The following is a 25,243-nucleotide window of genomic DNA, read 5'->3' as shown; positions in this document are numbered from 1 at the left end:
CGACGCCAGGCGCCGGGTCCCCCGGCGCGAAGAAGCTCAACGAGGATAACGATGAAAAAGATCTTGCTTGTGTTCGGGACTCGGCCGGAAGCCATCAAGATGGCGCCGCTCGTCCGCGCGCTGAAGGCGCGCCGGGATGTCGACGCCAGGGTATGCGTCACCGCCCAGCATCGGGAAATGCTGGATCAGGTCCTGACGTTGTTCGGCATCAAGCCCGACTACGATCTCAATCTGATGCGTCAGAGCCAGACACTGACCGACGTGACGACCGGCATTCTTCAGGCGATCGGAGTCGTTTTCGACGACTTCCATCCTGACGTCGTCCTGGTGCACGGCGATACGACCACGACACTGGCCGTGAGTCTCGCCGCGTTCTACCGCTATCTGCCGGTCGGACACGTGGAAGCGGGTTTGCGCAGCGGCGACATCTGGTCGCCGTGGCCGGAGGAATTGAATCGCCGCGTGACCGACGCGGTGTCGTCATGGCATTTCGCACCGACCGGTCAGGCTCGCGACAACCTGTTCAGCGAAGGCATACCGGTGGGTGCGGTCGTGATGACCGGCAACACCGTGATCGATGCGCTGCACGACGTCAAACGGATGCTCGATCACAATGCCGAGCTCAACGACACGGTCGCCGCGCACTTTCCGTTTCTCGAACCGTCGCGTCGCGTCGTGCTGATCACCGGCCATCGCCGCGAAAGCTTCGGCGAGCCGTTCCGGCATTTCTGCGAGGCGCTCTGCGCGCTCGCGAACCGCTATCACGATGCGCAGTTCGTCTATCCGCTGCACATGAATCCAAACGTGCGCGAGCCGGCGCGCGCGCTGCTCGGCAGCGTGCCGAACATTTATTTGATCGATCCCCAGGAATATCTTTCATTCGTATTCCTGATGTCACGCGCGCATTTCATCATCACCGACTCGGGCGGCATCCAGGAGGAAGGGCCGGCGCTCGGCAAGCCGGTGCTCGTCACGCGCGACACGACCGAGCGTCCCGAAGCGATCCAGGCCGGCACTGCGCGGCTCGTCGGCACGGATCAGGAACGGATCATCTGGGAGGCGTCGCGACTGTTCGACAGCGAGCGCGCGTATGAGGAAATGTCGCACGCGAGCAATCCGTATGGCGACGGTCATGCAAGCGAGAGGATCATTCATGCACTGATGCATATTCCGGGGGCGACCGCGAAGACGACGAGCTTTTCGACGGGCGCCGCGGAAATGCCGTTCAACCCGCTCACACTGGGGTTGCAGGCGTTGCGCTCGCGTTGACATTGGACGGCATGCCGACGGTCGGCGACGCGTGACGTCGCCGGCCGTCATTCGTCACACGTGAACCACCGTCCATCGCCGTCGAATCGCACCGTACAACCGGCGAGCGCCGCCGTCCGCTATCGGACCACCGCATCGGCCATCGATTGCGCCTGCGCAATCAGCCGCGGGTAACTCCGCTGGGACGCCACCTGTTTGGCGAAACACGCCTGCCGCGCGTCCTCGGGCACGCGCGCCGCGCTGCACGCCGCGATCGGGCGCAGCGTCACGCTCTTCCACAGGATGTACACCCGTTGGCCCTGCCGGACCGACACGGCCAGCGTGTTCGGCCCCTCCGGCACGCCGTCCTGGCTTTCGCCCAGCAGCAACGCCTTCACGACGCCGTCGGCCGGCTGCCGCTTGACGGGCAATTCGGCGAAGCGAAACGCCGCGGCGTCGTCGCCGAACACGTTCGTGTAAAGCGTTTCATGGTCGAACATCGCGGCGACATCGTCGGTCGGCTTGATGCCGGCATCCGCGTTACTCGCCCACGCCTTCAGCAGCGCAACCGTCGTCACGACGAGATTCGTCTTGCCGTCCTCCGACTTGAAGGACAACCCGTCCGGCCCCGGCGGCATCCCGTCGACGGGGCCGACACTCTGCACGGTGCCCTCCGACTTCGCGGCAAACCCTTTCGCCCGGACCGTGCCGATCAGCTTGGCGAGCCGTGCATTCACGTCGGCCGTGTACTGCTTGTCGAGGGCCGCCCGATCCTCCATCCGCGCCGCCGCCAGGCTCGCCGCGGCCTGGTTCCGATAGGCAAGATACGACTCCGCCGGCGATGCGATCACCTTCGCCCCGACCGCGGCAAGCAGCGCCGCGACCACCACCACCCCCGCCCCGATCTTCAGTCTTGATATGCGCTTCATTTTTTATGACGTTACCGAACCCCGCGCCGACAGCGAAAACGGCTGCCGTCATCCCGCGACAGCCGTCCCTCAGAAACGCTTCATTCTAACGTCGCGCGCGCTTCATTCATCTACCTTGAATGCCGATACCAGTCGCGTCAGTTCCGCCGCCTGCTGCTTCAGGCTCTCCGCGGCCGCCGCGCTTTCCTCGACCAGCGCCGCATTCTGCTGCGTCATCTGATCGAGCGACTGCACCGCGTCGCCGATCTGGTCGATGCCCGCGCTCTGCTCCAGGCTCGCCTCGGCGATCTCGCTCATCATCGCGCTGACGCCCTGCACCTGCGACACGACATCGCGCATCACCTTCCCCGCCTCGCTGACGAGCCGCGAGCCGGTGTTCACCGTGCCCGCGCTGTGCTCGATCAGTGCCTTGATCTCCTTCGCCGCCTGCGCGCTGCGCTGCGCGAGGTTCCGCACTTCCGCCGCGACGACCGCGAACCCGCGCCCCTGTTCGCCGGCCCGGGCCGCCTCGACCGCGGCATTCAGCGCAAGGATGTTCGTCTGGAACGAGATGCTGTCGATCATCACGATGATCTCGGAGATCCGTTGCGAAGCATCGCTGATCTGCTCCATCGTGGACACGACTTCACCGACGACCTGCCCGCCGCGCGATGCCGTATCGGATGCGCCGGTGATCAGCTTCGCGGCGGTCGTCGCGGTTTCGGTGTTGTTGCGCACGACTGCCGTGATTTCCTCCATCGACGAAGCCGTCCGCTCGAGGTTGCTCGATTGCCCTTCGGTGCGCTCGCTGAGATCCGCGTTGCCTGACGCGATCTGCGCGGAGCCGGTCGCGATCGACGCGGACGCCGCGCGGATCCGGTGGACGAGCGTCGACAACGACGACACGAAGCGGTTGAACGCGTCCGACAACTGGCCGATCTCGTCCTCGCTCTCGACCGTCATCCGGCGCGTCAGGTCGCCCTGGCCGCTCGCGATCTCCGACAGCAGCGTCGCCGCGCGGCGGATCGGCGCGGCGATCGCGCGCCCGACCAGCCAGATCACGACCAGCGCAACGCCGAGGCCCACCACCGCGGCGACCAGCGCCGCGCTGCGAATCGCGCGCGTCACGGGGCCGAGCAGTTCGGCCTGCGGCACCTCGACGACCACGTACGCATTCAGCTCCGGAATGAACGACGTCGCGATGAAGCGCGCACCGCCGTCGCCGTCGTAGCTCAGGTGTGCATACGGCTTGCCGGCCAGCAGCGTCGACGACGCGTCGCCAGGCAGGCCCGGTTCGTCCTTCAGGAAGTGCTTGCCGTCGATCAGCGACGTGTCGCGATGCATCATGATCGCGCCATCCGGCCGCACGAGGTACGCGAACCCGGTCTCGCCGATCCGGTACGCGGCGATGCCCTTCGCGAGCACATCGACGGACAGGCTCATGCTGGCCGCGCCGATCGGCGTGCCGTCGAGCTCCACGCGGCTGTTGATGAACATCATGTAGCCGCCGAGCGTGACTTCGCGATCCATGTTCACGTCGAAGGCCTTGCCCGCCGCGAGGAAGTTCGTCAGCCACCGATCCTGGTCGGTGACCTTGCGCTGCAGGCCGCCTTCGTTGTAGTAGTTGCCGCTCTTCACCGACACCCACTGCACGGATGCCGCCTTCTGCTCGTCCTTCACGTTCTTCGCAAGCTGGATCCAGTTGCGCGTGCCGGCGTCGGGCTCGCCGTCGGCTTCCCATTGCAGCAGGAACGCATCGCGCGCGAGCTGGCGCGACGCGGCGATCGGTCCGGCCATCTGCCGCTGCACGTCGGCGCGGATGCCGCTGACGGCCGTCGGCAGCTCTTCGCGGACGACGCGATCGCGCACCGCGTGACCGATCAGGCGGACGCTCAACCCGCTCGAGATCGCGACGAACACGAGCAGGCAACTCGTCATGCTGAGAATCAGCTTGTTCTGAATGGACAGCTTGCGCCAGAAATGCATGGGGAACCCTCGATAACCGCTCGGTCTGAGCCAGCTTGGGTTATCGGCAGGCACGCGCGAAATCGCATCGCCGATTTCACATGTCCGTCATGCGGGATCCGATATGTCGTCGCCGGGCGGGCGTGGCGGCCCGCCGCGCGTCGTGCGTCGTGCGTCGTGCGTCGTGCGTCGTGCGATCAATATGCGACGAAGATCGTCACCCGGCGGTTGCGCGCCCGCGCGGGCGCATCGTCGCCGGCGACGAGCGGCTGCGTGTCGGCTCGCCCGATCGCCGCGAGCCGATGGGGCGCGACGCCGCGCTCGGCCAGATAGCGCACGACGCTGCCCGCCCGCGCGGATGACAGCTCCCAGTTCGATTCGTATTTCGCGTTCGCGATCGGCGCGCTGTCGGTATGCCCCTCGACGAGTATGTCGCCGGTCGCATGCTCGCTCAGCGCCCGCGCGATCTCGCTCAGCACCGGCGTCGCGTCGGGCAGCAGGCGCGCATCGCCGACGTTGAACAGGATCTTCGCATCGATGCCGATCTCGATGCCGTGCGGCGCCCGCACGAGCGAGATGCGGCCGTTCGTCTTCAGCGCATCGAGCGAGGCCAGCCACGCCGGCGCGCGCTCGGGTGTCGCAGGTGCGGCCGCAGTCACACTTGCCGCACCGCCGTCGTGCCGCGCGAGGGTCTGATATCGCGCATCGAGCGCGTTGTATTTCGCGAGCTGCAGCACGTACAGCGCGAGAAACAGCACCATCAGCGTCGTGATGAGGTCCGCGTAGGAAATCAGCCAGCGTCCGGACTGCGTGCCTTCCGCTTCATCGTCGTCGCGGTCGGCCGCGGCCGAGGCCGCACGCGCGCCGTCAGTTCGAGCCGTCATGTCGAAGCTCCCGGTGCGTCATGCGAGCGACTCCGCCGCGCGGCCGCGCACGTCGCCGGTCAGCCGCGTTTCGATCGTATGCGGCGACTCCTTGCGCGAGATCGCGAGCAAGCCGTCGAGATACAGCTTGCGAAAACGCAGCTCGCTGTCGATCTGCGCGCGCAGCTTGCCGTAGAGCGGCAGGAACACGAGGTTCGCGAACGCGAGGCCATAGAGCGTCGCGATGAACGCGACCGCGATGCCCGGTCCGAGCTGCGCCGGTTCGAGAATGTGGCTCGTCACCTGGACCAGCCCGAGCACCGAGCCGAGAATGCCAAACGTCGGCGCATAGCCGCCGGCCTGCTGCCACACGCGCGCGGCCGCGAGCCGGCTGCGCTCGTAGGCGTCGAGCTCGCGGTGCAGCGCGTCCTCGAGCACGGCGGTCGACACGCCGTTCGCGAGCAGTTCCAGCCCGCGCCGCGCGAACGGATGAATCCCGCTCACGTCCATCGATTCGAACGCGAGCAAGCCGTCGAGCTTCGCGCGATCGCCCCACTCCAGCAGGTCGGTCAGGTGCTTGCGATCGACTTCCTGCGCGCGCACGAACGCGAGCCGCAACTGCTTCACCGCATCGAAGAAGCGCGCCCACGTGTTCTGGATCATCACCGCGCCGAGTGTACCGCCGAGCACGATGACGAGCGCTTCGAACTGGAACAGCATCGAGAAGTGGCCGCCTTCCAGCGCGAAGCCGAATACGATGGCCGCGCCGCCGAGTACCACGCCGGCCAGGGTCAACAGGTCCATATGCGTCTCCGTCGGGTCGGGTGTTACGCGTCGGATGCAGCCAAGGGCGCGGACGGCGCCGGCGCCTTGGCCACACGCACGGCATCGAGCACGCGCTGCCCGATCTCCTCGATCTCGATCGGATCGAGCTTGAGCTCGCGACGCATCACCCACGACACTTCGTTGCGCCGCGCCTCCGTCATCACGGAGAACAGCTTGTCGGCCACCGCGCGATCGTCGAGGCTCGCGATCAGCTTCGCGAGATCGTACGTGTCGAATGCGCTGATCACGTCGAACAGCGTGCGCTGATCGACCCACACGATGTCCTCGAGCGCGCGCACGTCGCCGCCGGCGCGTGGGCTGCGGCGCGAGAAATACGCGACGCCTTTCTGTTCGACGTAGCCGAGCACCTTCGACTTGCGGAACGCGAACACCTCGTCGGCGATTTCGCCGTGCGACAGCTTGTTGAGCAGCAGCTTCCGGTCGACGCCGATCAGCGCCTCGAGATCGGCCAGCTCGATCAGCTCCAGCTCGCTGTTGATCGACAGGTCGAGATCGTGATCGGCGACCTGCTGCGCGCGATCGATCACGCGCGCGGCATCGAACGTGACGACCTGGCGCGCATCCGACGAACCCGCGTAATCGGCCGCGCCGGCATGGTCGGCCTGCGCGGCTTCGATCGTGACGAGATTGAGCTTCTCCATGCGGTGCAGCATCGCGAGCACGTGCGGGCGCGAATGGCCGGCGATCGCGCGACAGCGGCGGATCACGTCCGCGAGCGGCACCGACGTTTCCGCCGCATGCGCCTGCATCGGCCGGCGCGACCACGCGTCGTCCGTGGCGCGCGTGTCGGCGCCCGCCATCAGCGACAGCACGTGCGCATACGACAGCACGCCCGGCATGAAATCGGCGTGCGTATAGGTCGCGAGCTGGTCGTCCTTGCGCTTCACGCGCCGGATCATCGTGCGCACGACATGACGCAGCAGCGCGGACACGTGCTCGATCTCTTCGTCGAGCACCGCGGCCGGCACGACCGTGAGCTGACAGAACGACAGCGCCTTGGCGGTATGCGCGCGAGGCTCGGCCGCGAGCAGCGCCGATTCGCCGAAGAACTCGCCGCGCCCGAGCGTCGCGACGACGACGCGCTTGTCTTCGCAGCGCGTCGACAGCTCGACCTTGCCGTCGGCGATCAGAAAGATGACGGGCTCGCCGGCGAAGCCCTCCGAGTAGATGATCTCGCCGGGCGCGGCTGTGCGCGTCCATGATTGCTGACGGTTCAAGTCGATTCCCCTGCTGCGCTGGTTATTGCGGACTGCACGTCGCATGTCGCATGCATGCCATCGACAGTCATCCCCGTGCCCGTTTTAACGTCATCGGGCCGCGCGTCCTTTAGCGAATTCCTGCTCGTTTTTGCTGAAAATCAAGGTGAAACGTTTGCGAACGAATGCGCATCGTCGAACGAATGCGCATCGTCGGAAGATTCCTCGATGCATCCGCCTGCCGTACGCCCGGCCGACCGACCGACAACGCGACGATGCGTGGGACGCGCAACGGTACAACGACGGAATTCGCCGTTCGGTCGGCCCGTCAGGATCGCTTCGGGATGCTGCCTTTATCTCGCGACAGCCCCGCTCGGGCGACTGCTGCAGCGCGGCATTCGGCCCCTTTACTTCGCCTATTGTCAGATAATTACCTTTTATTTTCGTCTAAAATCGCGCTTCTTCTTACCTTAGGATGGAATGAAGTTTTGATTAAACTGACGAAAACTATCTCGCGCACGGCCGTTGCCGCATGCGTGGCGTATGCGGGGCTGATGCCCCTGTCCCAAACGGCCAGCGCCCAGGTCGAACCGCTGAAGAATCCGGTCTACGGCGTCACGCTCGACGACCTGACGAAGCTCGATGCGATCGTCGCGTCGCTCCAGAACCTGCCGTACCGACCGACCGTGCGTGTCGTGTTTGATCCGGGCACGTCGGCCGCCGACTACTACGCACCGCTGCTGCGCCTGCACGCGGTCGCGTATGTGATGGGCGAGGTCTACGATTCGTACTATTTCCCGACGGATCTCGCGACGTACAAGGCGCGAACGCAGGAACTGGTGTCGCAGTTGAAGAACACCGTCGACGTGTGGGAAATCGCCAACGAAATCAACGGCGAATGGTTGCGCAACGACCCGAGCGGCACGAATACCGTGGTCAATTCGCAAGAGCAGCAGATCGGCCAGATGGTCGCCGCGGCCAACACGATCGTCAAATCGAACGGCGGCAAGACCGCGATCACGCTGTACTACAACGACGACAGCAAGGGTAACAACTGTTGGGAGAAACCCCAGGATTACTGGAAGACCTGGCCAACGGCCTTCCTGCCGGCAACGGTGCGCCAGCAGGCGGACTACGCGCTGTTCAGCTACTACCCGTATCAGGATTGCACGGGGCTGAATCCCTCGTGGAATAGCGATTTCGCGGCGCTCGAAAACATCTTCCCGAATGCCAAGGTCGGCTTCGGCGAAATCGGCACGTCGCAAATTTCCGCGCCGGCGTCGGTGCAGCAGAACCTGATCAAGACGTATTATCCGATGGTCAACAGCATGAACGATCCGCGTTTCATCGGCGGATTCTTCTGGTGGAACTACGCCGAACAGATGCTCCCGTATTCGACGAGCTCGTACTTCCAGTTGTTGCGCCAAACCATCATCCCGCTGAAGTCGCCCAACTGATCGGGCTCATCCGCGAGCCGTTCCAACGTCAGCGCAGTCGCTCAGAACCACAATGTCGCGCGTACGACGAGACCACGTGCGCGTGCCGCTGACGTCAACGGGAAACGGTATTGCACCGTCACGTCGAGATAGCTTGCCGGCGCGGTATACCTGCCTTCGCGAAACCAGTACCTGAACTGGATGCCGGGCCCCACACCGATTGCCGTCCTGTTCGGCTCACGATTGTCGTGATCGCCTGCCACCGCGACGTGGGGGTAGACGGTCAGCCGGTCGCTGAGCGCCGGCAAACGCCACGTGTGCCCGTAACGCAGCTCCGAATAAATGATGTAGCGGCCCGCCTTGATGAAATACGCACCTTCGACGTAAGCCTGCCAGCTCCGCCAGCTCGGTTCGGTGACCCGCAGGTCGGTGCCCCCCTCCGATGAATAGCCCACGCGCATCAGCCAGTCCGTCATCGACAGGCTGCCGACATGGAACAACCGCTCGGCGGTCAACACCACGTTCTGGTCGGGTATCGGCTTGTAGCGCGCGCCCACCGACCCTTGCACGGTCGGCATCCCGGTCACGTTGCCCGAGCCGTCGTAGGCCGTGCCGTATCCGCGCACGAAGAACTGGAAGATGCGACCGTTCTGATAGCCGATCTTCGGCGGCTGCCAGTACGCCTCGATACCCGGCTGAAGCACGCTGATGGTGCCTTGCGGGCCGAACGCGGCCGACTGGTATGGCGCGCTCAGCACGAAACCCCAAGTGCGCTCCAGCTGTTCCACTTCCCGCCGATAGCCGAACTTGCGCTGCGCATCGAACGCGTGTTCGTTTTCGTCGGCGTCGAGGCTGTGTTCGAACAGCTGGACGGACTGCTCGTTCAATCCGATCCGCTTCGCGGCATAGCCGGCGTCCGCGTAGTTCATCGCGTTGCCGGCGCCACCGGCGAAGCCTTCCCGAAATGCGTCCAGCGCGGCGCGATCGTCGTGTTCGCGCAGGAGGTCATAGGCGTGCTGCAGCTTCTGCTGCGCGCTATCGTCGACCGCCGCCTGCGGCGGCGCGTCGACTTGCCGCGCCTGCGCCGCGATCGACGCGGCCATGTTGCGTTCCGCATCCGTCGATGCGTCGCTGGCCGCCAGCTCCGCCATGCGGATGGCGCTTTCGCGATCACCGGCCTGCAGGCTCAGTTGTGCGATACGCACCTGAACCACGGCCGATTTTTCATCGGCCAGCGGCGCCAGTGCAATGCCGGCTTCATGCGGGCGATTATCCGCGAGCGCGCTGTCGGACCATGCGAGACGCAGGTTGCGCTGCTGCTCGTGGCTCCATTTTCCGGTCGCGACGGCGGCCGAGAAATCGCGGCACGCAACGTCGTAGCGCATCTGCCGCTGCGCCAGGTAGCCATGCTGCGCCAGCACCGCCGCGCTCTTCGGAAAACGCACGCTCAGCGATTCCAGCAGCGCGTCCGCTTCGTCGACCTTTCCTTCGCGCCGGTACACATCCGCAAGCAGCAGCGCGAGCTGCTCGCTCCCCGGCTGAATCTTGACGGCACGCGACGCATACTCGTCCGCGCGCGGCAGGTCGCCGGCGTTGATCGCCTTGTATGCGCCGTCGGCGAGCCGGTAGGCCTTCGCAGTGAGCGGCTGGGCCGCGGATGCCGGCGCCTGCCACGCAAGCGACACGGCGAGCGCCAGCGCGCTCAACCGTGCGCAACGCTTGAGGCCGGCCGCGATGGGTCGTGTCGCGCGCTTCATGCCTGTTCTCCCGACGGCCTTTTTGCCGCAGATGCCTGCGGCGTCGCGTCATCGCCGTCGCGCAGCCGCGCGATATCGACGAAGCGCGAGTGCCGCGCGAGTTCGGTGGCAATCTCGGCATCGCAGGCGATGAAATAGGCGACGTTCGATCTGGCGCCGCGCCGCACGACGTCCTGTTCGTCCGGCGTGAGCGGGCGCCCGACCGCGATATTGAGCGTCCCGTCGTCCGCGGTCGAAAACGGGACCGCGCGATACGCGTACTGCAGTTCGAATGCCAGCGAATCCGCGAAGTGACCGACCGCGACGTTGCCCAGGCTCACGCGCGGCAACTCCGCCTGCTCGGCGATCGCATCAGCCAGCGATTCGGTGGACAGCTCGGTGCATTCGAGCAACAGTTCACCGAGCCGCTTGCCGCATGTCAGTTGTTTCTCGAGCCCCGCCTGCAGCTGCTCCAGGGAGACGACGCCCCAGCTGACCAGGATCTCGCCGACCTTGCGCCGCGCTTTCCCGAGTTCTTCGTTCGACAGGTAGGTGTGACTGGTCTTGTCCCACGCGATCGGCCTGCCGTTCACGAGGTGGCCGACATAGATGCGCCACGCGCGACTCACCGCGCAGAAATTGATCAGGTTGTTCACGAACATCCGGGGGATCGACAGCAGCCCCTGGAGTGGGCCGTTCAGCTTGCTGACGAAGTGGTAGCGCTGCCCGGCGCGGGCAAACAGCATGGCGGTGTTGACCCACAGCAGCGGCGCCACCCATGCACCGCCCATCACGACATGAGCGCCGGCGGGGATGATGCCGCCGCTTTTCTGAAGAAAGGCAAGCAACACGAAGTTGAGCAGCACGCCATAGGCCACCACCGAAAACAGCGACGTCACGATGCCCTTGCGATCGTGGAAGAACATATAGCGGGTGAGGAGGTCGCCCTTCCAGCCGAGCTGCTCCCAGCCCTGGAAGGCGATACCGAGGATCCAGCGCGTGCGCTGCCGGTAGGCGGTGCGAAACGTCTTCGGGAAGTACTCGCGCGTGGCCAGCAGGTTTCGATTGCCGGCGCCGGCCTCCGCACGCTCTTGGCCGGCATCGTGCACGGCGTCCGAAAGCGCGAAGCGGGCAAACGTTTCCTTCATGCCGAGATCCTTCAACCGGAAGCTGAAGTCGTAGTCTTCGGTCAGCGAACTCGTGTTGAACGGAGAACCGTCGCGCGCCTTCATCGCCGCCTCGATCGAACGGCGGCTGTAGCATGATGCAACGCCCGCGCCCGGCACGACGCCGGTCAGGCGGGCTCGTACCGGCACGTCCTTCTGGTGCGTTTCGCTGAAATCGTCGAGATAGCAGCCGGCGACGAACTCGTTCCATTTTCGCGGCAACGACAGGACCGGGAGCTGAACCAGGTCGCTTTCCGCTACCGCATGATTGAGGTACTTGAGTTCGACCGGATGAATGACGTCTTCGCAGTCGTGCATGACGACGCCTGCGAATCGAATATGATGGACTTCCTCGTAGCGCAGGATCGCTTCGATGATCCAGTTCAGGCAATCCGCCTTGCAGGTCGGCCCGTCGTTCCTGACCGTTGCGCGCGTCACCCTGCCCGGATACCGGCGCACCATCCGTTCGACTTCCGACGTGGTTTCGGCGTCGTTGCGATAGGTGCCGACGAAGATGACATAGCGCTCGTACTCGAGGGTCGCCAGGGTGTTCTCGATCATTTTGGCGATCACGTCATACTCTTTCCACGCCGGCACCATGAGTGCCAGATGGCGCTCTTCCAGCGCGCGCAGCATGCCGATATCGACGGTCTGCGCTTTCTCGCGACGCAAGATCCGCCCGAGTTCGAACCACCAGTAACAGGCGTCCAGCGTGAGGTCATCCAGCGTGCTGACCAGGATGACGATGGCGGTCACAATGGCGACGATATTGATCGCATATAGATACGTACTCCATATCATATTATCCATGACCCCTTCCGCGTTCTTCGATCGTTCGCCTTCGCTTCCTCTCCGCCGAACCAACGCAAGACGAATCTCTCCCCGTCCCCGTCGCCCCCGTCATGTCCACCCCGATGCGGCGCCGCACCCGCACCCGCCGCTCTCGACAGACCCGGATCACGCGTCGAGCGCTATCGATACGGCCACGTAACATCCTCAAAAACGCAACGTGTTCAGTGGATGACTTTCGACAGCCGATTTCCCGCTGCTTGCCGCCGCCCCGCATTCGCCGATGCTTGCAGCCGTGTTGCGATCTGGCGCCTCGCAGTGCGCCCCGGGCACCGTCTTCTCCGCGCACTGCTGTTCTAGCAAGTCGTGCGCCATCGCCGCGCCGCCCTTGGCATGCCGAGCCCCCGGGGGTGACGTCACACGATTGCCGGCTCGAATCCGGCCCAAACGTTTCAGCGCTGCAACACTACGTGAGCGATCCGCTGAAAGCAGCCTGACAGGTCGGCGCCGCGCGCCGTTCGACGCGATCGGAGCATCGCCACGCGGTTCGGCTATCTACCGGGGCAGGAAGGATCGGCGTCTCACGAAAAATCCCGTATCCGAACGGATATCGCACGTGCGCGCCGATCGACTCGATTGCCTTGTTCCAGGTGCGACGTTCAGCGCGCAACCGGCTTTTCCCGAATCGTCCGACCACGCCGGATGCACGCTTGCCGGACTGGATTCGAAAAAAACGCGTGCGTTGCAGGCATGAAACGTTTATCGAAAGCAATTTGGGACTGTCGCGACGTGCCGGTTTCGACGTCTCGCCCCGACGCCCATTAGCGGCAGATGGTATGGAACTAGCTTGGAAGCAACGGTATCCGGTTTCGTTTTTTTATCGGGTAGAAGCGCGCAAAAACTCACGACATAACGACCCGATTTAAATCGGCAATTCAACGCGCTCGTTTCGTTAAGGGGAAAAACTTAATTTGCATATCAAAGGATGAAAATCATGCCTTCGCATCGCTACCAATCTTTTCGAATCGGGTTGAGCACCGCCGGGCTGGTCCTGACGTTGGTTCCCGCGCTCGTCGTCATCGGCACGGCGCCGGAGGCGAGTGCGCAGCAGACGAACCAGTCGTCTCACGGCAAGATCAAGGCCCCTCCCTTACCCAACGGCTCGGCCAACACCATCGTGAAGCCAGGCATGTCCGAGGAGGATTGGGACAAGGCATACAAGGAGACCGGGCGCCCGAAGTTCAACAGGAGCCTCGTGAAGAGAAACGGCGGCAACGTCGAACGCGAATAGGGAGAAACGGCCATGAAAAAGATCTTGATCGTCATAGCCCTGCTTGCCGGACTCGCGCAACTGACCTTGCCGGTCACCGCGCATGCGCAGGTCACTACCGCACACACGCTCGTGCTGTACGACAACCCGGCCAACGACCCGTACTCGAAGCTCGGGCTGATGTACAGCATCATGTTGAGGAACCTGCTCGGCCACTTCAATACGACCGTCGACCTGGTCCCGATACAGAACTACACGGCCGGCATGATCGGCAGCCACGATGCCACGTTCTATGTCGGCGACTACTACAACAATCCGATTCCGGCGGCGTTCATGAGCGACGTGATGACCGCGACGAAAACCGTGGTCTGGTTCAAGTACAACTTGTGGCAGCTCGCATGGAACACGGCCTACACGTTCAACCAGACCTTCGGGTTCAGCTTCACGGGCCTTGCCGGGATGAACGCGTCGCCTTCGTCGAGCAATCCGAATCCAGGCTTCTACGATACGATCACGTACAAGAACCTGCCGATGGTCAAGTATTACGCATATGACGCGTCGTCGGGTGCCATCAGTGCGGATCCCGATGTCGGATTAACCCAGGTCCTCGACGCCACCAAGGCCCAAGTGCTCGTCACCATCAAGAACAGCAAGAGCGGCGCCACCACGCCTTACGTCGTTCGCTCGGGCAAGCTCTGGTATTTCGCGGACATGCCGTTCTCGTACATCGGCCCGACGGATCGCTATCTCGTGATCTGCGACATCCTGCACGACATCCTGCAGACCAATGCACCGGTGAATCACCGTGCGCTCGTTCGTCTCGAGGATCTTGACGCATACACGACGACGAGTTCGATGAGACAGCTGACGGACTACCTGTACTCGAAGAGGATCAAGTTCACGATGGCGACCATTCCGCTGTATACCGATCCGAATGGGTATTACACCGGCGGCCGTCCGGAGACGATTCACCTCGCGCAGGCAACGGGCCTCAAGAGCGCGCTGAACTATGCGCTCCTGCGCGGCGGCTCGATCGTGATGCACGGCTACACGCACCAGTACGACTCGACACCTAACCTTCTGACCGCAGTCAGCGGCAGCGACTACGAGTTCTGGTACGCGGTGCAGAATCGTCCGGTCGTAGAGGACTCCGTGCAGTGGGCGAAAGGCAGAATGGCCGACGGCATGCTCGAGTTCACGCTCAACGGCTACCACATCGTCGGCTGGGCCGCGCCGCAGTACCAGATGTCGCCGAACGCGTCGGCGGCCACGGCGCAGACGTTCCCGACCACGTTCCAGCGGGCCGTCTACTACACGTCGACCAATCCGCAAATCGGTACAGGCGCAGCCAACCAGGACTTTTCGGCCGGGCAGTTTTTCCCGTACATCATCAACTCCGATTACTACGGGCAGCGGATCATCCCGGAAAACCTGGGCAGCATCCAGTACAACATCTGCAACATCGACCCGTTCTCGTGCATCACGTACACGTGGCAGCAACTCGTCACCAACGCCCAGTACGGCCTGGCGGTGCGGGACGGCTTTGCGTCGTTCTTCTTCCATCCTTACTGGCTCGAACCCGATCTCGGCTTGCCGGCTTACCAGGACTTCCAGAGCGTCGTGACCGGCATCACGAACCTGGGCTACACGTGGGTGGACGGCACGACGGCCAAGTGACGCTCGCCGGCGAAAGCCCCGTGCGTGCGACCCGCTGCGGCAACGCGGGTCGCACGCCTGCATTTGATCGGCTACGATGACGCGTAAGAGTGGTTCCGGGGAGGCAGCGATGATCAAGTACGCCATCCCGGCCTTGCGCACGATTCGACAGCGTATGGGCCGGTTCCGGCACGCAGGGCGGCCGCGCCGGCGCGCGCGCGCGCCGCGCACGACGACGCTCGCGGCGATCGGCGCGTCGCTCGCCATGGCCGCGTGTAGCTGGACGGCGCACGACGTGCATGCCGACGGAATCGTATGGCAACTGGACAACGCGACGACGAATCCCGTCGGGAACTGGCAGATGCTGGGCGTGCACGATCTGCTGATCCAGTGGAGCGTCGTCGACGATACCGCGTACGTGCCGAACACCGGCATCCGTACCGCGGCGCACCTTCCCGACTGGGAGCGCATCGGTCGCGAACCGTGGGCCAGGAACGTCATTCTGGGCCTGGCCGGCTACCAGGACGAAAGGCGTGCACGCACCCATCTGGCGACGCTTGCGAACCAGTCCGCGGAGGTGGCGCGCGCACACGTCCCGCTGCATGTGACTGGTTACTACTTCCCCGTCGAAATCGATCCGACCTGGCAGGACGCGCCGAAACTCGCCGAGATCCTGAAGCGCTTGCCGCGTCCGCTGTGGGTCAGCGTCTACGACCAGACCAATATCGGCGGTAAGGCGCTGGCCGACTGGCTCGCATCGTGGCTGCCCGCGGACATCGGCGTGTTCTTCCAGGACGGTTGCGGCGTCTATGCGCGCGAACCGTACGTCGCCCGCGTCTACCTCGACGAGCTGGCCGCGCGCCTCGGAAAGCAACGCGTGCGGATGATCGCGGAAGCCTTCCGGCCCGCCGAGCACGGTGGCTTTCGTGCGGCCAGCGCAGAGGAACTGAGCAAACAGCTGGCGACGTATCGCGGCTATCCGGTCTATCTGTTCGATGGCCCGCACTATGTGTCGGACAACCTCACGCGTGAACTCGTCACGCGGCCGACCAATCCGCCTCCAGCCAAGCCCGCCGGAACGATTCCGTGATCCTGACGCACCCGGCCGCCATGCGAACGGCAAGCTTCAGACTGTCCGCCAAGTAAAAAAACGCCCCGCCGAAACGGCGGGGCGTGATGCCCGACAGCCAACACGCGGGCAATGCGCAAGCCGACGCTCGCGCGGCCGGCTTACGAGCAGGCCTTGCCGTGCGACGGATGGAAGCCCTTTGTCTTCGCATCCGCTTCCGACATGTAGCTGCCGTGCTTCGTCTTGCCGTAGTACTTGTCGGTCGAGCAGTGATAGACCTTCGTGCTGTCGTTGACCCACACCTTGCCCGCGCCGCCGCCCGGCGCAGCCGCGGTCGTCGCCGGCGCGCTCTTCGCGGGCGCGGCGGCCGATGCCGGAGCAGCGGATGCCGCCATCGCGGGCGCCGCGGCCGGTGCGCTGGCCGCCGCAGCAGCCGATGCGCCGTACCAGGTCTTCACCCCCTTGTGACCCGCGCATGCGCCCTTCTTCGACGCGCCCGAATAGAACGACCCGTCCTTGCACAGACCGGTCGTGCCCGCCGGCGCGCTGGCCGGAACTTGCGCGAACGCACCGGTCGACAGCCCCACGCCGGCAGCAAGCGCGGCGATCAACATCATCTTTTTCATGGTCCTCTCCTGATTTGCCTGAATCGTGAAAGCGTCCCGGGCAGCGCCGGGACAACCCTGCTTACCGCACCCAGCGGCACTCGCGATGGTGGTGGTGATCGAAATGGCACACGCGGTGCGAGTGCGCTTCGGCAAGGGCCGGCACGAGAACGGCGCAAGCCAGTGCGGTGGCCGTCAGGATCTTCGCGATGCGGTACATGGAACTCTCCCGGATAGGTCAGCCGGTCATCCGGCTGGTACCTGCTTAACGCCGGTCCCCCGATCTCCGTGTACCGCACCTGCACACAATTGACGATCTTTGACATCGGCCACTCGACGGCGGCGAAGCTGGCGGCTGCGCACCCACATGCTTTCGATGCTTTCAGCAGCACAACGGTCTGGAGTTCGAATGAAGCGGCGCCGCCGGAACGGGCGAACGTGCGCGAGAGAAGGGGACAGGAAGAGCAACGGCGCGATGACCGATCGCGCCGACAAGCAATGAGAAAGGATACGAAAAGCCAGCGCGTGCCGGACGGGCGCCTCCAGCGCGCCCATCCGCGGCACGCGATCTGGCGACTTACTTCAACCGCCCCGACAGGAATTGGCCGAGCCGCTCGCTCTTCGGATTGACGAGAATCTCCTGCGGATCGCCCTCTTCCTCGATCTTCCCCTGATGCAGGAAGATCACGTGGTTCGATACGTTGCGCGCGAAGCCCATCTCGTGCGTGACGACGACCATCGTGCGGCCCTCCTCGGCCAGCTTCTGCATCACCTTCAGCACTTCACCGACGAGTTCCGGATCGAGCGCCGATGTCGGCTCGTCGAACAGCATCACCTCGGGCTCCATCGCGAGCGCACGCGCGATCGCGACACGCTGCTGCTGGCCGCCCGACAGGTGCGACGGATACATGCCTTCGACGCGCGGCGCGAGACCGACCTTCTCCAGATACGTGCGTGCGCGCTCGACCGCTTCGTCCTTGCCGATTCCGAGCACCGCCATCGGCGCCTCGATCACGTTCTCCAGCACCGTCATGTGCGACCACAGGTTGAAGTGCTGGAACACCATCGCGAGCTTCGTGCGCATCCGCTGCAACTGCTTCTGGTCGGCCACGCGCAGCGAGCCGTTGCGGTCGCGCGCGGTCTGGGTCGGCTCGCTGCCGATCGTGATCTGCCCCGAGCACGGCTGCTCGAGGAAGTTGATGCAGCGCAGGAACGTGCTCTTGCCGGAGCCGCTCGAGCCGATGATGCTGATCACGTCGCCGGCCTTCGCCTTCATCGACACGCCCTTCAACACCTCGTTGTCGCCGAACTTCTTGTGGAGGTTATCAACGGTGAGCTTGTACATGCTTGGTCCTTCCTTGCATTAATGGCCGCGCGGCGAGAGGTACGCGAGCCAGCGCGTCTCGAGCTTGCGGAACGCCCAGATGAGCGTGAACACGACGATGGCGTACAGCACGGCCGCGATGCCGTAGGCCTGGAACGACATGTACGTCGCGGAGTTGACGTCCCGCGTGACCTTCAGGATGTCGGGCACGGTCGCGGTAAACGCGAGCGTCGTCGCGTGCAGCATCAGGATCACTTCGTTGCTGTAGCTGGGCAGCGAGCGGCGCAGCGCGGACGGCAGGATGATGCGCGTATAGAGCTTGAAGCGCGACATCCCGTACGCCATCCCGGCCTCGATCTCGCCGGCCGACGTGGCCTTGATCGCGCCCGCGAAGATCTCGGTCGCATACGCGCATTCGTTCAGCACGAACGCGAGCAGCGTGCAGTTCATCGCGTTGCGGAAGAACGTGTCGAGCAGCACGTGGTTGTGCACGACCTGCAGGCTGTAGATGCCGGTGTAGCACATCAGCAACTGCACGTAGAGCGGCGTGCCGCGGAACACGTACGTATAGAGCCACACGGGGCCGGAAATCCAGCGGTTCGACGACGCGCGCGCGATTGCGAGCGGCACGGCCAGCGCGAAGCCGAACGCGATCGACACGACCAGCAGCCACAGCGTGATCGCGAGGCCGCTGAAGCGGTAGCCGTCGGTGTAGAGATAGTTTTGCCAGTACTGGCTGATGAGTTCGATCACAGTGCGAGCCTCCGGACGCCGACGGAATAACGCTTCTCGAGGTGGTGCAGCACGACGTTCGACACCGTCGTGATCGCGAGGTAGATCGCGCCCGCCGCGAGCGTGAAGAAGAAGAAATCGAGCGTGCTCTTGCCGGCATCCTGCGACGCCTTCACGACATCGGCGAGACCGATGATCGATACCAGCGCGGTGGCCTTCACGAGCACCTGCCAGTTGTTGCCGATGCCCGGCAGCGCGAAGCGCATCATCTGCGGGAACAGGATCCGGTGGAACACGCGCCAGCCGCTCATCCCGTACGCGAAGCCGGCTTCGAGCTGGCCGCGCGGCACCGCGAGAAACGCGCCGCGGAACGTCTCGGTGAAGTACGCGCCGTAGATGAAGCCGAGCGTGATGACGCCCGCGACGAATGGATCGATGTCGATCTGATCCCAGCCGAGCGCGTCGGTCGCCATGTTCAGCAGGATCTGGATCCCGTAGAACAGCAGCAGCATCAGCACGAGATCGGGCACCGCGCGGATCAGCGTCGTATAGAACGTGCCGATCCACCTGAGCACGCGGTTGGTCGACAGTTTCGCGGCCGCGCCCGCGAGGCCCAGTATCAGCGCCGCGGCGAGCGACAGCACCGCGAGCTTCACGGTCTCGACCGTGCCGGCCCACAACAGCGGGCCAAATCCTTGGAAGATCATGTCAGCATTTCCAGAAAGACCGGCGGCGCAGCGCGGCATGCGCCGCGTGCGCCGCGAAGGCGTCAGCCGCCGTAGACGTCGAATGCGAAGTACTTCTTCTCGAGCTTCTTGTACGTGCCGTCCTTGATGATGTCGGCGATCGCGTGGTCGATCTTCGCCTTCAGGTCGGCGTCGTCCTTGCGCAGGCCGATGCCCGCGCCGTTGCCGAGCGTCTTCGGATCGTCGATGTCCTTGCCGGCGAATTCGAAGTTCGCGCCGCGCGGCGTCTTCAGGAAGCCGAGGTCGGCCTGCACCGCATCCTGCAGCGCGGCATCGAGGCGGCCGGCCATCAGGTCCTGGTACACGCCGTCCTGGTTCTGGTAAGACACGATCTGCACGCCCTTCGGCGCCCAGTAGGCCTTCGCATAGGTTTCCTGGATCGTGCCCTGCTCGACGCCGACCGACTTGCCCTTCAGCGATTCGGCCGTCGGCTGCAGGTGCGCGCCCTTCTTCGAGACGAGACGCGTCGGCGTGTTGAACAGCTTGTCGGAGAACGCGATCTGCTCGGCGCGCGCCGGCGTCATCGACATCGACGACAGCACGCCGTCGAACTTCTTCGCCTTCAGCGCCGGGATCATCCCGTCGAAGTCGTTCTCGATCCATACGCATTTCGCCTTCAGGCGCGCGCAGATCTCGTTGCCGAGATCGACGTCGAAGCCGACGACCGTGCCGCTTGCGTCCTTCGATTCGAACGGCGGATAGCTGGCGTCGACGCCGAACCGGATCGTCGACCAATCCTTGGCGTGGGCACCCACCGCGATACACGCGAGGGCAATACTGAGGGCGAGTTTCTTCATGGCGTTCCTGTCATAGGCGAACTGGGCACGGGCCCGTCGGGCGTCGCCGCCGCGAACCCTTCCAACCCGGAAGCCGTCATCTAGACGGCGCCCCAAGTTGTACATACAACTTTGCCTTTTTCGGGATACCGCCAGCAATCCGTGTTTATCTCTAGTTGCCGAACAATCGTCGTATCGGCTCGGGATTTCCTTATATTTCAATCCACTGCGTCTTACATTTTGCTGTAACCGCGCTTTAATAAGACAATTGTGACCATCTCGGCCATGCGATCGTTTGTCTATACTTTTCCGCTCGCGATGCGTGCGCGCCTCGTGCGCGACGTTCGCCGGAACCACGCCTCTGCGCGATTTCCCGTGTGGATATGTGCCGAAATAATGGGGATCATGCGTCGATGGCCGGGCGGATGCCGCATCGAACCCGGTACACTCCGCCCGGCCCCCGCACGAAGGCCGGACTGCGACGGCACGCGGCCGCCGTCACTTGAACAGCAATGCAATGACCACACCGATCTATCAGGAAATCAAGGACTTCATCCTCGCGCGCATCCATGCGGGCGAGTGGGCGGAAGGCGACCAGGTGCCGTCGGAGAACGAGCTCGCGCGCGAATTCAACGTCGCGCGGATGACGGTCAACCGCGCGCTGCGCGAGCTGACGGCCGAGCAGGTGCTCACGCGCACGCGCGGCTCCGGCACCTACGTCGCGTCGCCGAAATACGAATCGACGCTGGTCGCGATCCGCAGCATCTCGGATGAAGTCGCCGCGCGCGGCCATGCGTATCGGGCGCAGGTGCTGGAGGTCGGCGCTGCCATCGCCGACGCGCAGCTCGCCGACGAACTGCGGCTCGACACGGGCAACCCGATCTTCCATTCGCGCGTGCTGCACTTCGAGAACGACACACCCGTGCAGCTCGAGGAACGCTGGGTCAATCCGGCCTGCGCGCCGGAATACGCATTGCAGGACTTCACGACGACGACGCCGAACCAGTACCTGACGCGTGTCGCGCCGCTTCAGCGTGTCGAATACCGGATCGAGGCCGCGATGCCCGATGCGCCGACGCGCCGCCACCTGACGATGGACGAACGCGAGCCCTGCCTGCTGCTGCATCGGCGCACGTGGTCGCAGGGAATGGTCGCGTCGGTCGCGAATCTATGGCACCCGGGCAGCCGCTACCGGTTCACCGGGCATTTCTGACGCGCGGCTGGCGCGTTCATTGCGCGCCGGGGCGCCCCCAACGCTCGATCGCGTCGACCGCGACACGCAACCCGTCCTCCTGCCCGAGCCGCGCACCGAGTGCGGCGGCCCGCGCCTGCGTGTCGGCACGCGCCGCGAATGCGATCGCGCGGGCGAACGCGGCGGCGTCCACGCGGCGCCCGGCCACCGGCGCATCGGCCACACCGAGCCGCTGCAGCCGGTTCGCCCAGAAGAACTGATCGCCCGCGAACGGCACGACGACCGACGCAATGCCCGCCCGCGCGGCCGAATGCGTGGTGCCCGACCCGCCGTGGTGGATCGCCATCGATACATGCGCAAACAACCAATCGTGCGGCGCCTCGCCGATCACGCACACGTGCGCGGGCAGCATCGACGCGTCGATGCCGCTCCAGCCCGGCTGGAACAGCGCACGCCGGCCGTCGAGCGCCCGCACCAGCGCGTCGACCATCGCGGCCCGGTCGAACCCGGCCATGCTGCCGAAGCCGATATACACGGGCGGATCGCCCGCTTTGAGAAAGGCCGAGAGTGCGGGCGGCGGCGTCCACGCCGGCGTGTCGATACGCCACTGACCGCATGCCAGCACATTCGGCGGCCAGTCGGCCGGATCGGACAGCAGCACGGGCGACACGCCGTACACCATCGGATGATCGGTCCACACGCGCCGGCGCGGCGGCAGTCCGCACACGCTGGCGCGCGCCGCATTGGTCGCCTTCCTGAACGCCTGCCACAGCAGCGCGTTCACGAACCGGTGGCTGGCGCGATTCAGCCAGCGCGGCGCCTTGCCGGGCGGCAGGAACGGCGACGCGAACGCCGCGGTTGGCGTGATCGGGATCATCCCCGCGCCGATCGCCGGCACGCCGCGATACTCGGCGACCGACAGCCCGACGAACGACGCCAGCCCCGACACGAGGATCGCATCGCAACCGGCCGACGCATCCGCGACTTCGCGCATCCACGCAGCGGTGTTCGCATTCGCGATCGCCGCGAGCGCCTTCGACGTGTCGTTGAAGCCGCCGCGACCGCGCACCGCATCGGACAACGCGCCATCCGGCGCCACCGCCGCACGGATATCGCCGGACAACGGCGCGCACGGCACGCCGAGCGCGGCGGCCGAACCGAGCGTCGCGGCGTCGGCCAGCAACCGGACCTCATGGCCGGCCGCCATCAGCGCGCGACCCAGCGCCGCGAGCGGGCGCGTGTCACCTTCGGTGCCGTAGGTGGCAATGACGAGCTTCATGCGTGACTCCTCGCACACGGCGAGAACGAGTGGATTCACAAAAGTGCACGTCGTATACTAATGCAATTCGTACACTTTCCGTCAATCCCCGAGCCATGCCGATGACGACCGACGATCCGGGCCGCCGCGCGCGCAAGCGCATCCAGATGCTCGCGCACCTCGCCGCCACCGGCGCACGCCTGTTCGATGCGCACGGCTACGACGCCGTCACGATGGAGCAGATCGCCGCGCAGGCCGACGTCGCGAAACGTACGCTGTACAACCACTTCCCGACGAAGGAAGCCGTGCTCGCGCACTGGCTCGAAGGCGAACTCGCGCGCGACCTCGCCCATCTTGAGCGCGACGTCGCGCGACGGAAAAGCTTCGCGTCGCGGATCGCCTGCGTGCTCGATGCGTCGGCCGCGTGGTGCGAACAGCATCCGGTGTACCTGCTCGCGTACCTGCGGTATCGGTTCCTGAGCATCGGCGCGATGCCAGCGGAAGGCGGGACGGAGAACGGCAGCGACATCGCGCTCGTGTGGCAGCAGCTGATCGCGGCCGGTCAGCAGGCCGGCGAGCTGAACCCGGCGCTGGCCGCCGGCCAGCTCGCAACCTGGTTCCATCACCTGTATCTCGCGGCGATGCTGCGCTGGCTGACCGTGCCGGGGTTGTCGCTGAAACGGGAATTCCAGTCGGTCGCGAAGCTGTTCGTCGAAGGCGCGCAAGCGAAGCCGTGAGCGGCCGCCGCGGTCCGATACCGAACGCGTGCCACATGCGCGCGCCGCGCCGATTGCCGCGCGACATGCGCTCACGGCGCGCAGGCGACGCTCGGGCAGGAAGGTGCGTGCGCATCGAATGTGCACTACGCCGCGCGCGCTGGCCGGCGATCTGCTGCGCCACCGGAATGGCTGCTGTCCGGTACGACGGGCGACACGCAACCGGCCAGCGCGTCGCCCGAGGCACGTGAGGACCGCTGATTGGGTCGCGCGACGCGCAGGGATTTTTACAACGAATGATCAGACGGGATGCCAAATTTCCCGCGCGGCAGTATGCTGGTGTCGTACGGCCGCGCACGATGCATCGGGCAATCCCCTAGTCCGCACGTCGTCGCGCTGCCGTCGCGCCCGCAATCATGCGTTGCAAGGAGGGCTTCGTGATGGCTACGACACATCAGCACTTCCACCTCGAGCTACGGCACGCCACCGCGCCGACGTATTTCATCAGCTACCTGTTTCCCGCCTTGCTGTTCGTGTACGAACTGCTGCGCGTCGGCCAGTGGATCCGCGATCACGGGATGCAATTCGCCGCGTTCAAGCAGATGGGTTACGAGTATCTGCTGATGCTGCTGTTCGTCGGGCTGCAGATCGTCGTCGAGGCGATCTTCCTGCTCGGCGCCGCGATGCGCAGCGATCATCGCGATTTCGAGCACCGCCTGCCGAACGTGGTCCTCGGCATCGGCTGCTCGATCGCGCTGCTCGCGATCGATCTCGCGATCCAGCTGGCGTTCTGAGCACCGGCGGGTTCGGCCCGCCGGTCGCATAGGTTGGCAGGTTCAGGCGGGCGCGTCGCGGAGCAACGTCGCCACCGCCGCGAGTACGTCGTCGGTCCGCTCGCGATGCGGCATGTGCCCGCATCCGTCGAGCAGCAGGAACGTCGACGGGCCCGCGACGCGCGCGGCGATCCGCTTCGGATGCACGTCCGACCCGTATTCGTCCTGCTCGCCGTGAATCGCGAGCGTCGCGCAGCGCACGCGCGGCAATTCGTCGTCGAGACTCCAGCCGCGAAACGCCGGCGACAGCCACGTGTCGACCCACGCACGCAGCACCCATTCGGCCTTGTCGCCGTGATAGCGCGCGAGCCGATCGAGCTGGCCGGGCGCGTCGAACTGCTGCGCCGCGTCGCGAATGCCGTCACGCGTGCGATCCTCGACGAACGCCTGCGCGGCGACCGTCACCAGCGCGCGGCAACGCGCCGGATACGCGGCCGCGCACCCGACCGCCATCCCGCCGCCGACGCTGTGCCCGAACGCGACGAACGCATCGATGCCGAACCGTTCGAGCAGCGCATGGAATCCGTGATCGGCCTCGTCGCGCACGAACATCGCGGCGAGCTGCCCCGGATGACGATCGGACCGGCCGAAGCCCAGCCGGTCGTACGCGATTACGTCGCGGCCGGTGGCGAGCGCGAGCCGGGCGGGGAAGTCGCGCCATAGTTCGACGCAGCCGAGCGAGTCGTGCAGCAGCACGATTGGCGCGGCCGGCGTAGGTGCGGCCGGCTTAGGTGCGGCCGGCTCAGGTGCGGCAATTTCCCCTGCAGGCGCACCGCGCCAGCGCTTCGCGAAGAGACGCCCTTGCGGCGTCTCGACCCAGGTCTCCTCGGTCACGATGTCAGTCATGTGTGTGTCGTCGTCTGCATGAAGGCGGCCGCACGCGGGCGTACCGTATCGAATGCCGACGATGGTG

At 65.1% G+C, this 25,243-nt stretch carries 23 protein-coding genes; 8 read left to right on the top strand and 15 right to left on the bottom strand.

The window, feature by feature from the left end; genetic code table 11:
- Positions 1-51 precede the first annotated feature (51 nt).
- Positions 52-1,269 (top strand): non-hydrolyzing UDP-N-acetylglucosamine 2-epimerase, encoded by a 1,218-nt coding sequence (wecB, locus tag LMA02_RS18760; protein WP_228909283.1) that lies wholly within the window; start codon positions 52-54, stop codon positions 1,267-1,269.
- A gap of 119 nt (positions 1,270-1,388) precedes the next feature.
- Here wecB and LMA02_RS18755 read toward each other — a convergent pair whose 3' ends face one another.
- From LMA02_RS18755 to LMA02_RS18735, 5 genes are all read right to left on the bottom strand, one after another.
- Complete coding sequence (locus tag LMA02_RS18755) at positions 1,389-2,177, bottom strand: hypothetical protein (RefSeq protein ID WP_228909282.1); 789 nt, start codon at positions 2,175-2,177, stop codon at positions 1,389-1,391.
- A gap of 102 nt (positions 2,178-2,279) precedes the next feature.
- Positions 2,280-4,142: a methyl-accepting chemotaxis protein gene (locus LMA02_RS18750; protein WP_228909280.1), complete on the bottom strand. Its 1,863-nt coding sequence runs from the start codon at positions 4,140-4,142 to the stop codon at positions 2,280-2,282.
- Between the two features lie 176 nt (positions 4,143-4,318).
- Positions 4,319-5,005 carry an OmpA/MotB family protein gene (locus tag LMA02_RS18745; protein ID WP_228909278.1) on the bottom strand — a complete coding sequence of 229 codons (687 nt, stop codon included), beginning with the start codon at positions 5,003-5,005 and terminating at the stop codon, positions 4,319-4,321.
- A gap of 18 nt (positions 5,006-5,023) precedes the next feature.
- Positions 5,024-5,788, bottom strand: coding sequence for a flagellar motor protein (locus LMA02_RS18740; protein WP_006752608.1), 765 nt, complete (start codon positions 5,786-5,788; stop codon positions 5,024-5,026).
- A 23-nt stretch (positions 5,789-5,811) separates the two neighbouring features.
- Positions 5,812-7,047 (bottom strand): Crp/Fnr family transcriptional regulator, encoded by a 1,236-nt coding sequence (locus LMA02_RS18735; protein WP_228909276.1) that lies wholly within the window; start codon positions 7,045-7,047, stop codon positions 5,812-5,814.
- Between the two features lie 533 nt (positions 7,048-7,580).
- Between LMA02_RS18735 and LMA02_RS18730 the strand changes: the two genes are divergently transcribed.
- Complete coding sequence (locus tag LMA02_RS18730; protein WP_228910051.1) at positions 7,581-8,483, top strand: hypothetical protein; 903 nt, start codon at positions 7,581-7,583, stop codon at positions 8,481-8,483.
- A gap of 41 nt (positions 8,484-8,524) precedes the next feature.
- On the opposite strand, the gene LMA02_RS18725 is transcribed toward LMA02_RS18730, so the two are convergent.
- Positions 8,525-10,219 (bottom strand): NfrA family protein, encoded by a 1,695-nt coding sequence (locus LMA02_RS18725; RefSeq protein WP_228909274.1) that lies wholly within the window; start codon positions 10,217-10,219, stop codon positions 8,525-8,527.
- Complete coding sequence (locus tag LMA02_RS18720) at positions 10,216-12,174, bottom strand: glycosyl transferase family protein (protein ID WP_416378713.1); 1,959 nt, start codon at positions 12,172-12,174, stop codon at positions 10,216-10,218. The genes LMA02_RS18725 and LMA02_RS18720 overlap by 4 nt, the downstream gene beginning before the upstream one ends.
- A 964-nt stretch (positions 12,175-13,138) precedes the next feature.
- Here LMA02_RS18720 and LMA02_RS18715 point away from each other — a divergent pair.
- The 3 genes from LMA02_RS18715 (at position 13,139) to LMA02_RS18705 (ending at position 16,169) form a co-directional block, all read left to right on the top strand.
- Complete coding sequence (locus tag LMA02_RS18715) at positions 13,139-13,444, top strand: hypothetical protein (protein WP_228909271.1); 306 nt, start codon at positions 13,139-13,141, stop codon at positions 13,442-13,444.
- A gap of 12 nt (positions 13,445-13,456) precedes the next feature.
- Positions 13,457-15,100, top strand: a complete 1,644-nt coding sequence (locus LMA02_RS18710) for a DUF2334 domain-containing protein (RefSeq protein WP_228909269.1) — start codon at positions 13,457-13,459, stop codon at positions 15,098-15,100.
- Between the two features lie 109 nt (positions 15,101-15,209).
- Positions 15,210-16,169: a hypothetical protein gene (locus LMA02_RS18705; RefSeq protein ID WP_228909267.1), complete on the top strand. Its 960-nt coding sequence runs from the start codon at positions 15,210-15,212 to the stop codon at positions 16,167-16,169.
- Between the two features lie 140 nt (positions 16,170-16,309).
- Here the strand turns inward: LMA02_RS18705 and LMA02_RS18700 are convergent, their stop codons facing one another.
- From LMA02_RS18700 to LMA02_RS18675, 6 genes are all read right to left on the bottom strand, one after another.
- Complete coding sequence (locus tag LMA02_RS18700) at positions 16,310-16,774, bottom strand: hypothetical protein (protein WP_228909265.1); 465 nt, start codon at positions 16,772-16,774, stop codon at positions 16,310-16,312.
- A 61-nt stretch (positions 16,775-16,835) separates the two neighbouring features.
- Positions 16,836-16,973 (bottom strand): HHHH-motif protein, encoded by a 138-nt coding sequence (locus LMA02_RS18695; protein WP_166725685.1) that lies wholly within the window; start codon positions 16,971-16,973, stop codon positions 16,836-16,838.
- 357 nt (positions 16,974-17,330) lie between these two features.
- Complete coding sequence (locus tag LMA02_RS18690; protein ID WP_228909264.1) at positions 17,331-18,098, bottom strand: ABC transporter ATP-binding protein; 768 nt, start codon at positions 18,096-18,098, stop codon at positions 17,331-17,333.
- An 18-nt stretch (positions 18,099-18,116) separates the two neighbouring features.
- Positions 18,117-18,830, bottom strand: coding sequence for an ABC transporter permease (locus tag LMA02_RS18685; protein WP_166725683.1), 714 nt, complete (start codon positions 18,828-18,830; stop codon positions 18,117-18,119).
- Positions 18,827-19,516 (bottom strand): ABC transporter permease, encoded by a 690-nt coding sequence (locus LMA02_RS18680; protein WP_166725682.1) that lies wholly within the window; start codon positions 19,514-19,516, stop codon positions 18,827-18,829. Before LMA02_RS18680 ends, LMA02_RS18685 begins: the two co-directional genes overlap by 4 nt.
- Before the next feature lie 62 nt (positions 19,517-19,578).
- Positions 19,579-20,352: an ABC transporter substrate-binding protein gene (locus LMA02_RS18675; RefSeq protein ID WP_228909261.1), complete on the bottom strand. Its 774-nt coding sequence runs from the start codon at positions 20,350-20,352 to the stop codon at positions 19,579-19,581.
- 496 nt (positions 20,353-20,848) lie between these two features.
- On the opposite strand from LMA02_RS18675, the gene hutC reads away from it, so the two are divergent.
- On the top strand, positions 20,849-21,544 hold the full coding sequence (gene hutC / locus LMA02_RS18670; protein ID WP_006750813.1) for a histidine utilization repressor: 696 nt from the start codon (positions 20,849-20,851) through the stop codon (positions 21,542-21,544).
- Positions 21,545-21,560: 16 nt separating this feature from the next.
- Here the strand turns inward: hutC and LMA02_RS18665 are convergent, their stop codons facing one another.
- Positions 21,561-22,802, bottom strand: coding sequence for a glycosyltransferase (locus LMA02_RS18665; RefSeq protein ID WP_228909259.1), 1,242 nt, complete (start codon positions 22,800-22,802; stop codon positions 21,561-21,563).
- Positions 22,803-22,897: 95 nt separating this feature from the next.
- Between LMA02_RS18665 and LMA02_RS18660 the strand changes: the two genes are divergently transcribed.
- Both LMA02_RS18660 and LMA02_RS18655 read left to right on the top strand, forming a co-directional pair.
- The gene (locus LMA02_RS18660; RefSeq protein WP_228909257.1) at positions 22,898-23,518 is read left to right on the top strand and encodes a TetR/AcrR family transcriptional regulator; all 621 of its coding nucleotides are present in this window, start codon (positions 22,898-22,900) and stop codon (positions 23,516-23,518) included.
- A gap of 419 nt (positions 23,519-23,937) precedes the next feature.
- Positions 23,938-24,291: a hypothetical protein gene (locus LMA02_RS18655; protein ID WP_006750810.1), complete on the top strand. Its 354-nt coding sequence runs from the start codon at positions 23,938-23,940 to the stop codon at positions 24,289-24,291.
- A gap of 42 nt (positions 24,292-24,333) precedes the next feature.
- Here LMA02_RS18655 and LMA02_RS18650 read toward each other — a convergent pair whose 3' ends face one another.
- Positions 24,334-25,176 carry an alpha/beta fold hydrolase gene (locus LMA02_RS18650; protein ID WP_228909255.1) on the bottom strand — a complete coding sequence of 281 codons (843 nt, stop codon included), beginning with the start codon at positions 25,174-25,176 and terminating at the stop codon, positions 24,334-24,336.
- Positions 25,177-25,243 lie beyond the last annotated feature (67 nt).

Source organism: Burkholderia sp. B21-005 (genome assembly GCF_020843965.1).
Taxonomy (GTDB): domain Bacteria; phylum Pseudomonadota; class Gammaproteobacteria; order Burkholderiales; family Burkholderiaceae; genus Burkholderia; species Burkholderia ambifaria.
This window is presented reverse-complemented; position numbering and strand designations above follow the sequence as displayed.

Coding starts and splice junctions, on each gene's coding strand:
- wecB (WP_228909283.1), top strand. CDS start 52: ATGAAAAAGATCTTGCTTGTGTTCGGGACTCGGCCGGAAGCCATCAAG.
- LMA02_RS18755 (WP_228909282.1), bottom strand. CDS start 2,177: ATGAAGCGCATATCAAGACTGAAGATCGGGGCGGGGGTGGTGGTGGTC.
- LMA02_RS18750 (WP_228909280.1), bottom strand. CDS start 4,142: ATGCATTTCTGGCGCAAGCTGTCCATTCAGAACAAGCTGATTCTCAGC.
- LMA02_RS18745 (WP_228909278.1), bottom strand. CDS start 5,005: ATGACGGCTCGAACTGACGGCGCGCGTGCGGCCTCGGCCGCGGCCGAC.
- LMA02_RS18740 (WP_006752608.1), bottom strand. CDS start 5,788: ATGGACCTGTTGACCCTGGCCGGCGTGGTACTCGGCGGCGCGGCCATC.
- LMA02_RS18730 (WP_228910051.1), top strand. CDS start 7,581: ATGCCCCTGTCCCAAACGGCCAGCGCCCAGGTCGAACCGCTGAAGAAT.
- LMA02_RS18725 (WP_228909274.1), bottom strand. CDS start 10,219: ATGAAGCGCGCGACACGACCCATCGCGGCCGGCCTCAAGCGTTGCGCA.
- LMA02_RS18720 (WP_416378713.1), bottom strand. CDS start 12,174: ATGGATAATATGATATGGAGTACGTATCTATATGCGATCAATATCGTC.
- LMA02_RS18715 (WP_228909271.1), top strand. CDS start 13,139: ATGAAAATCATGCCTTCGCATCGCTACCAATCTTTTCGAATCGGGTTG.
- LMA02_RS18710 (WP_228909269.1), top strand. CDS start 13,457: ATGAAAAAGATCTTGATCGTCATAGCCCTGCTTGCCGGACTCGCGCAA.
- LMA02_RS18705 (WP_228909267.1), top strand. CDS start 15,210: ATGATCAAGTACGCCATCCCGGCCTTGCGCACGATTCGACAGCGTATG.
- LMA02_RS18700 (WP_228909265.1), bottom strand. CDS start 16,774: ATGAAAAAGATGATGTTGATCGCCGCGCTTGCTGCCGGCGTGGGGCTG.
- LMA02_RS18695 (WP_166725685.1), bottom strand. CDS start 16,973: ATGTACCGCATCGCGAAGATCCTGACGGCCACCGCACTGGCTTGCGCC.
- LMA02_RS18690 (WP_228909264.1), bottom strand. CDS start 18,098: ATGTACAAGCTCACCGTTGATAACCTCCACAAGAAGTTCGGCGACAAC.
- LMA02_RS18680 (WP_166725682.1), bottom strand. CDS start 19,516: ATGATCTTCCAAGGATTTGGCCCGCTGTTGTGGGCCGGCACGGTCGAG.
- LMA02_RS18675 (WP_228909261.1), bottom strand. CDS start 20,352: ATGAAGAAACTCGCCCTCAGTATTGCCCTCGCGTGTATCGCGGTGGGT.
- hutC (WP_006750813.1), top strand. CDS start 20,849: ATGACCACACCGATCTATCAGGAAATCAAGGACTTCATCCTCGCGCGC.
- LMA02_RS18665 (WP_228909259.1), bottom strand. CDS start 22,802: ATGAAGCTCGTCATTGCCACCTACGGCACCGAAGGTGACACGCGCCCG.
- LMA02_RS18660 (WP_228909257.1), top strand. CDS start 22,898: ATGCCGATGACGACCGACGATCCGGGCCGCCGCGCGCGCAAGCGCATC.
- LMA02_RS18655 (WP_006750810.1), top strand. CDS start 23,938: ATGGCTACGACACATCAGCACTTCCACCTCGAGCTACGGCACGCCACC.
- LMA02_RS18650 (WP_228909255.1), bottom strand. CDS start 25,176: ATGACTGACATCGTGACCGAGGAGACCTGGGTCGAGACGCCGCAAGGG.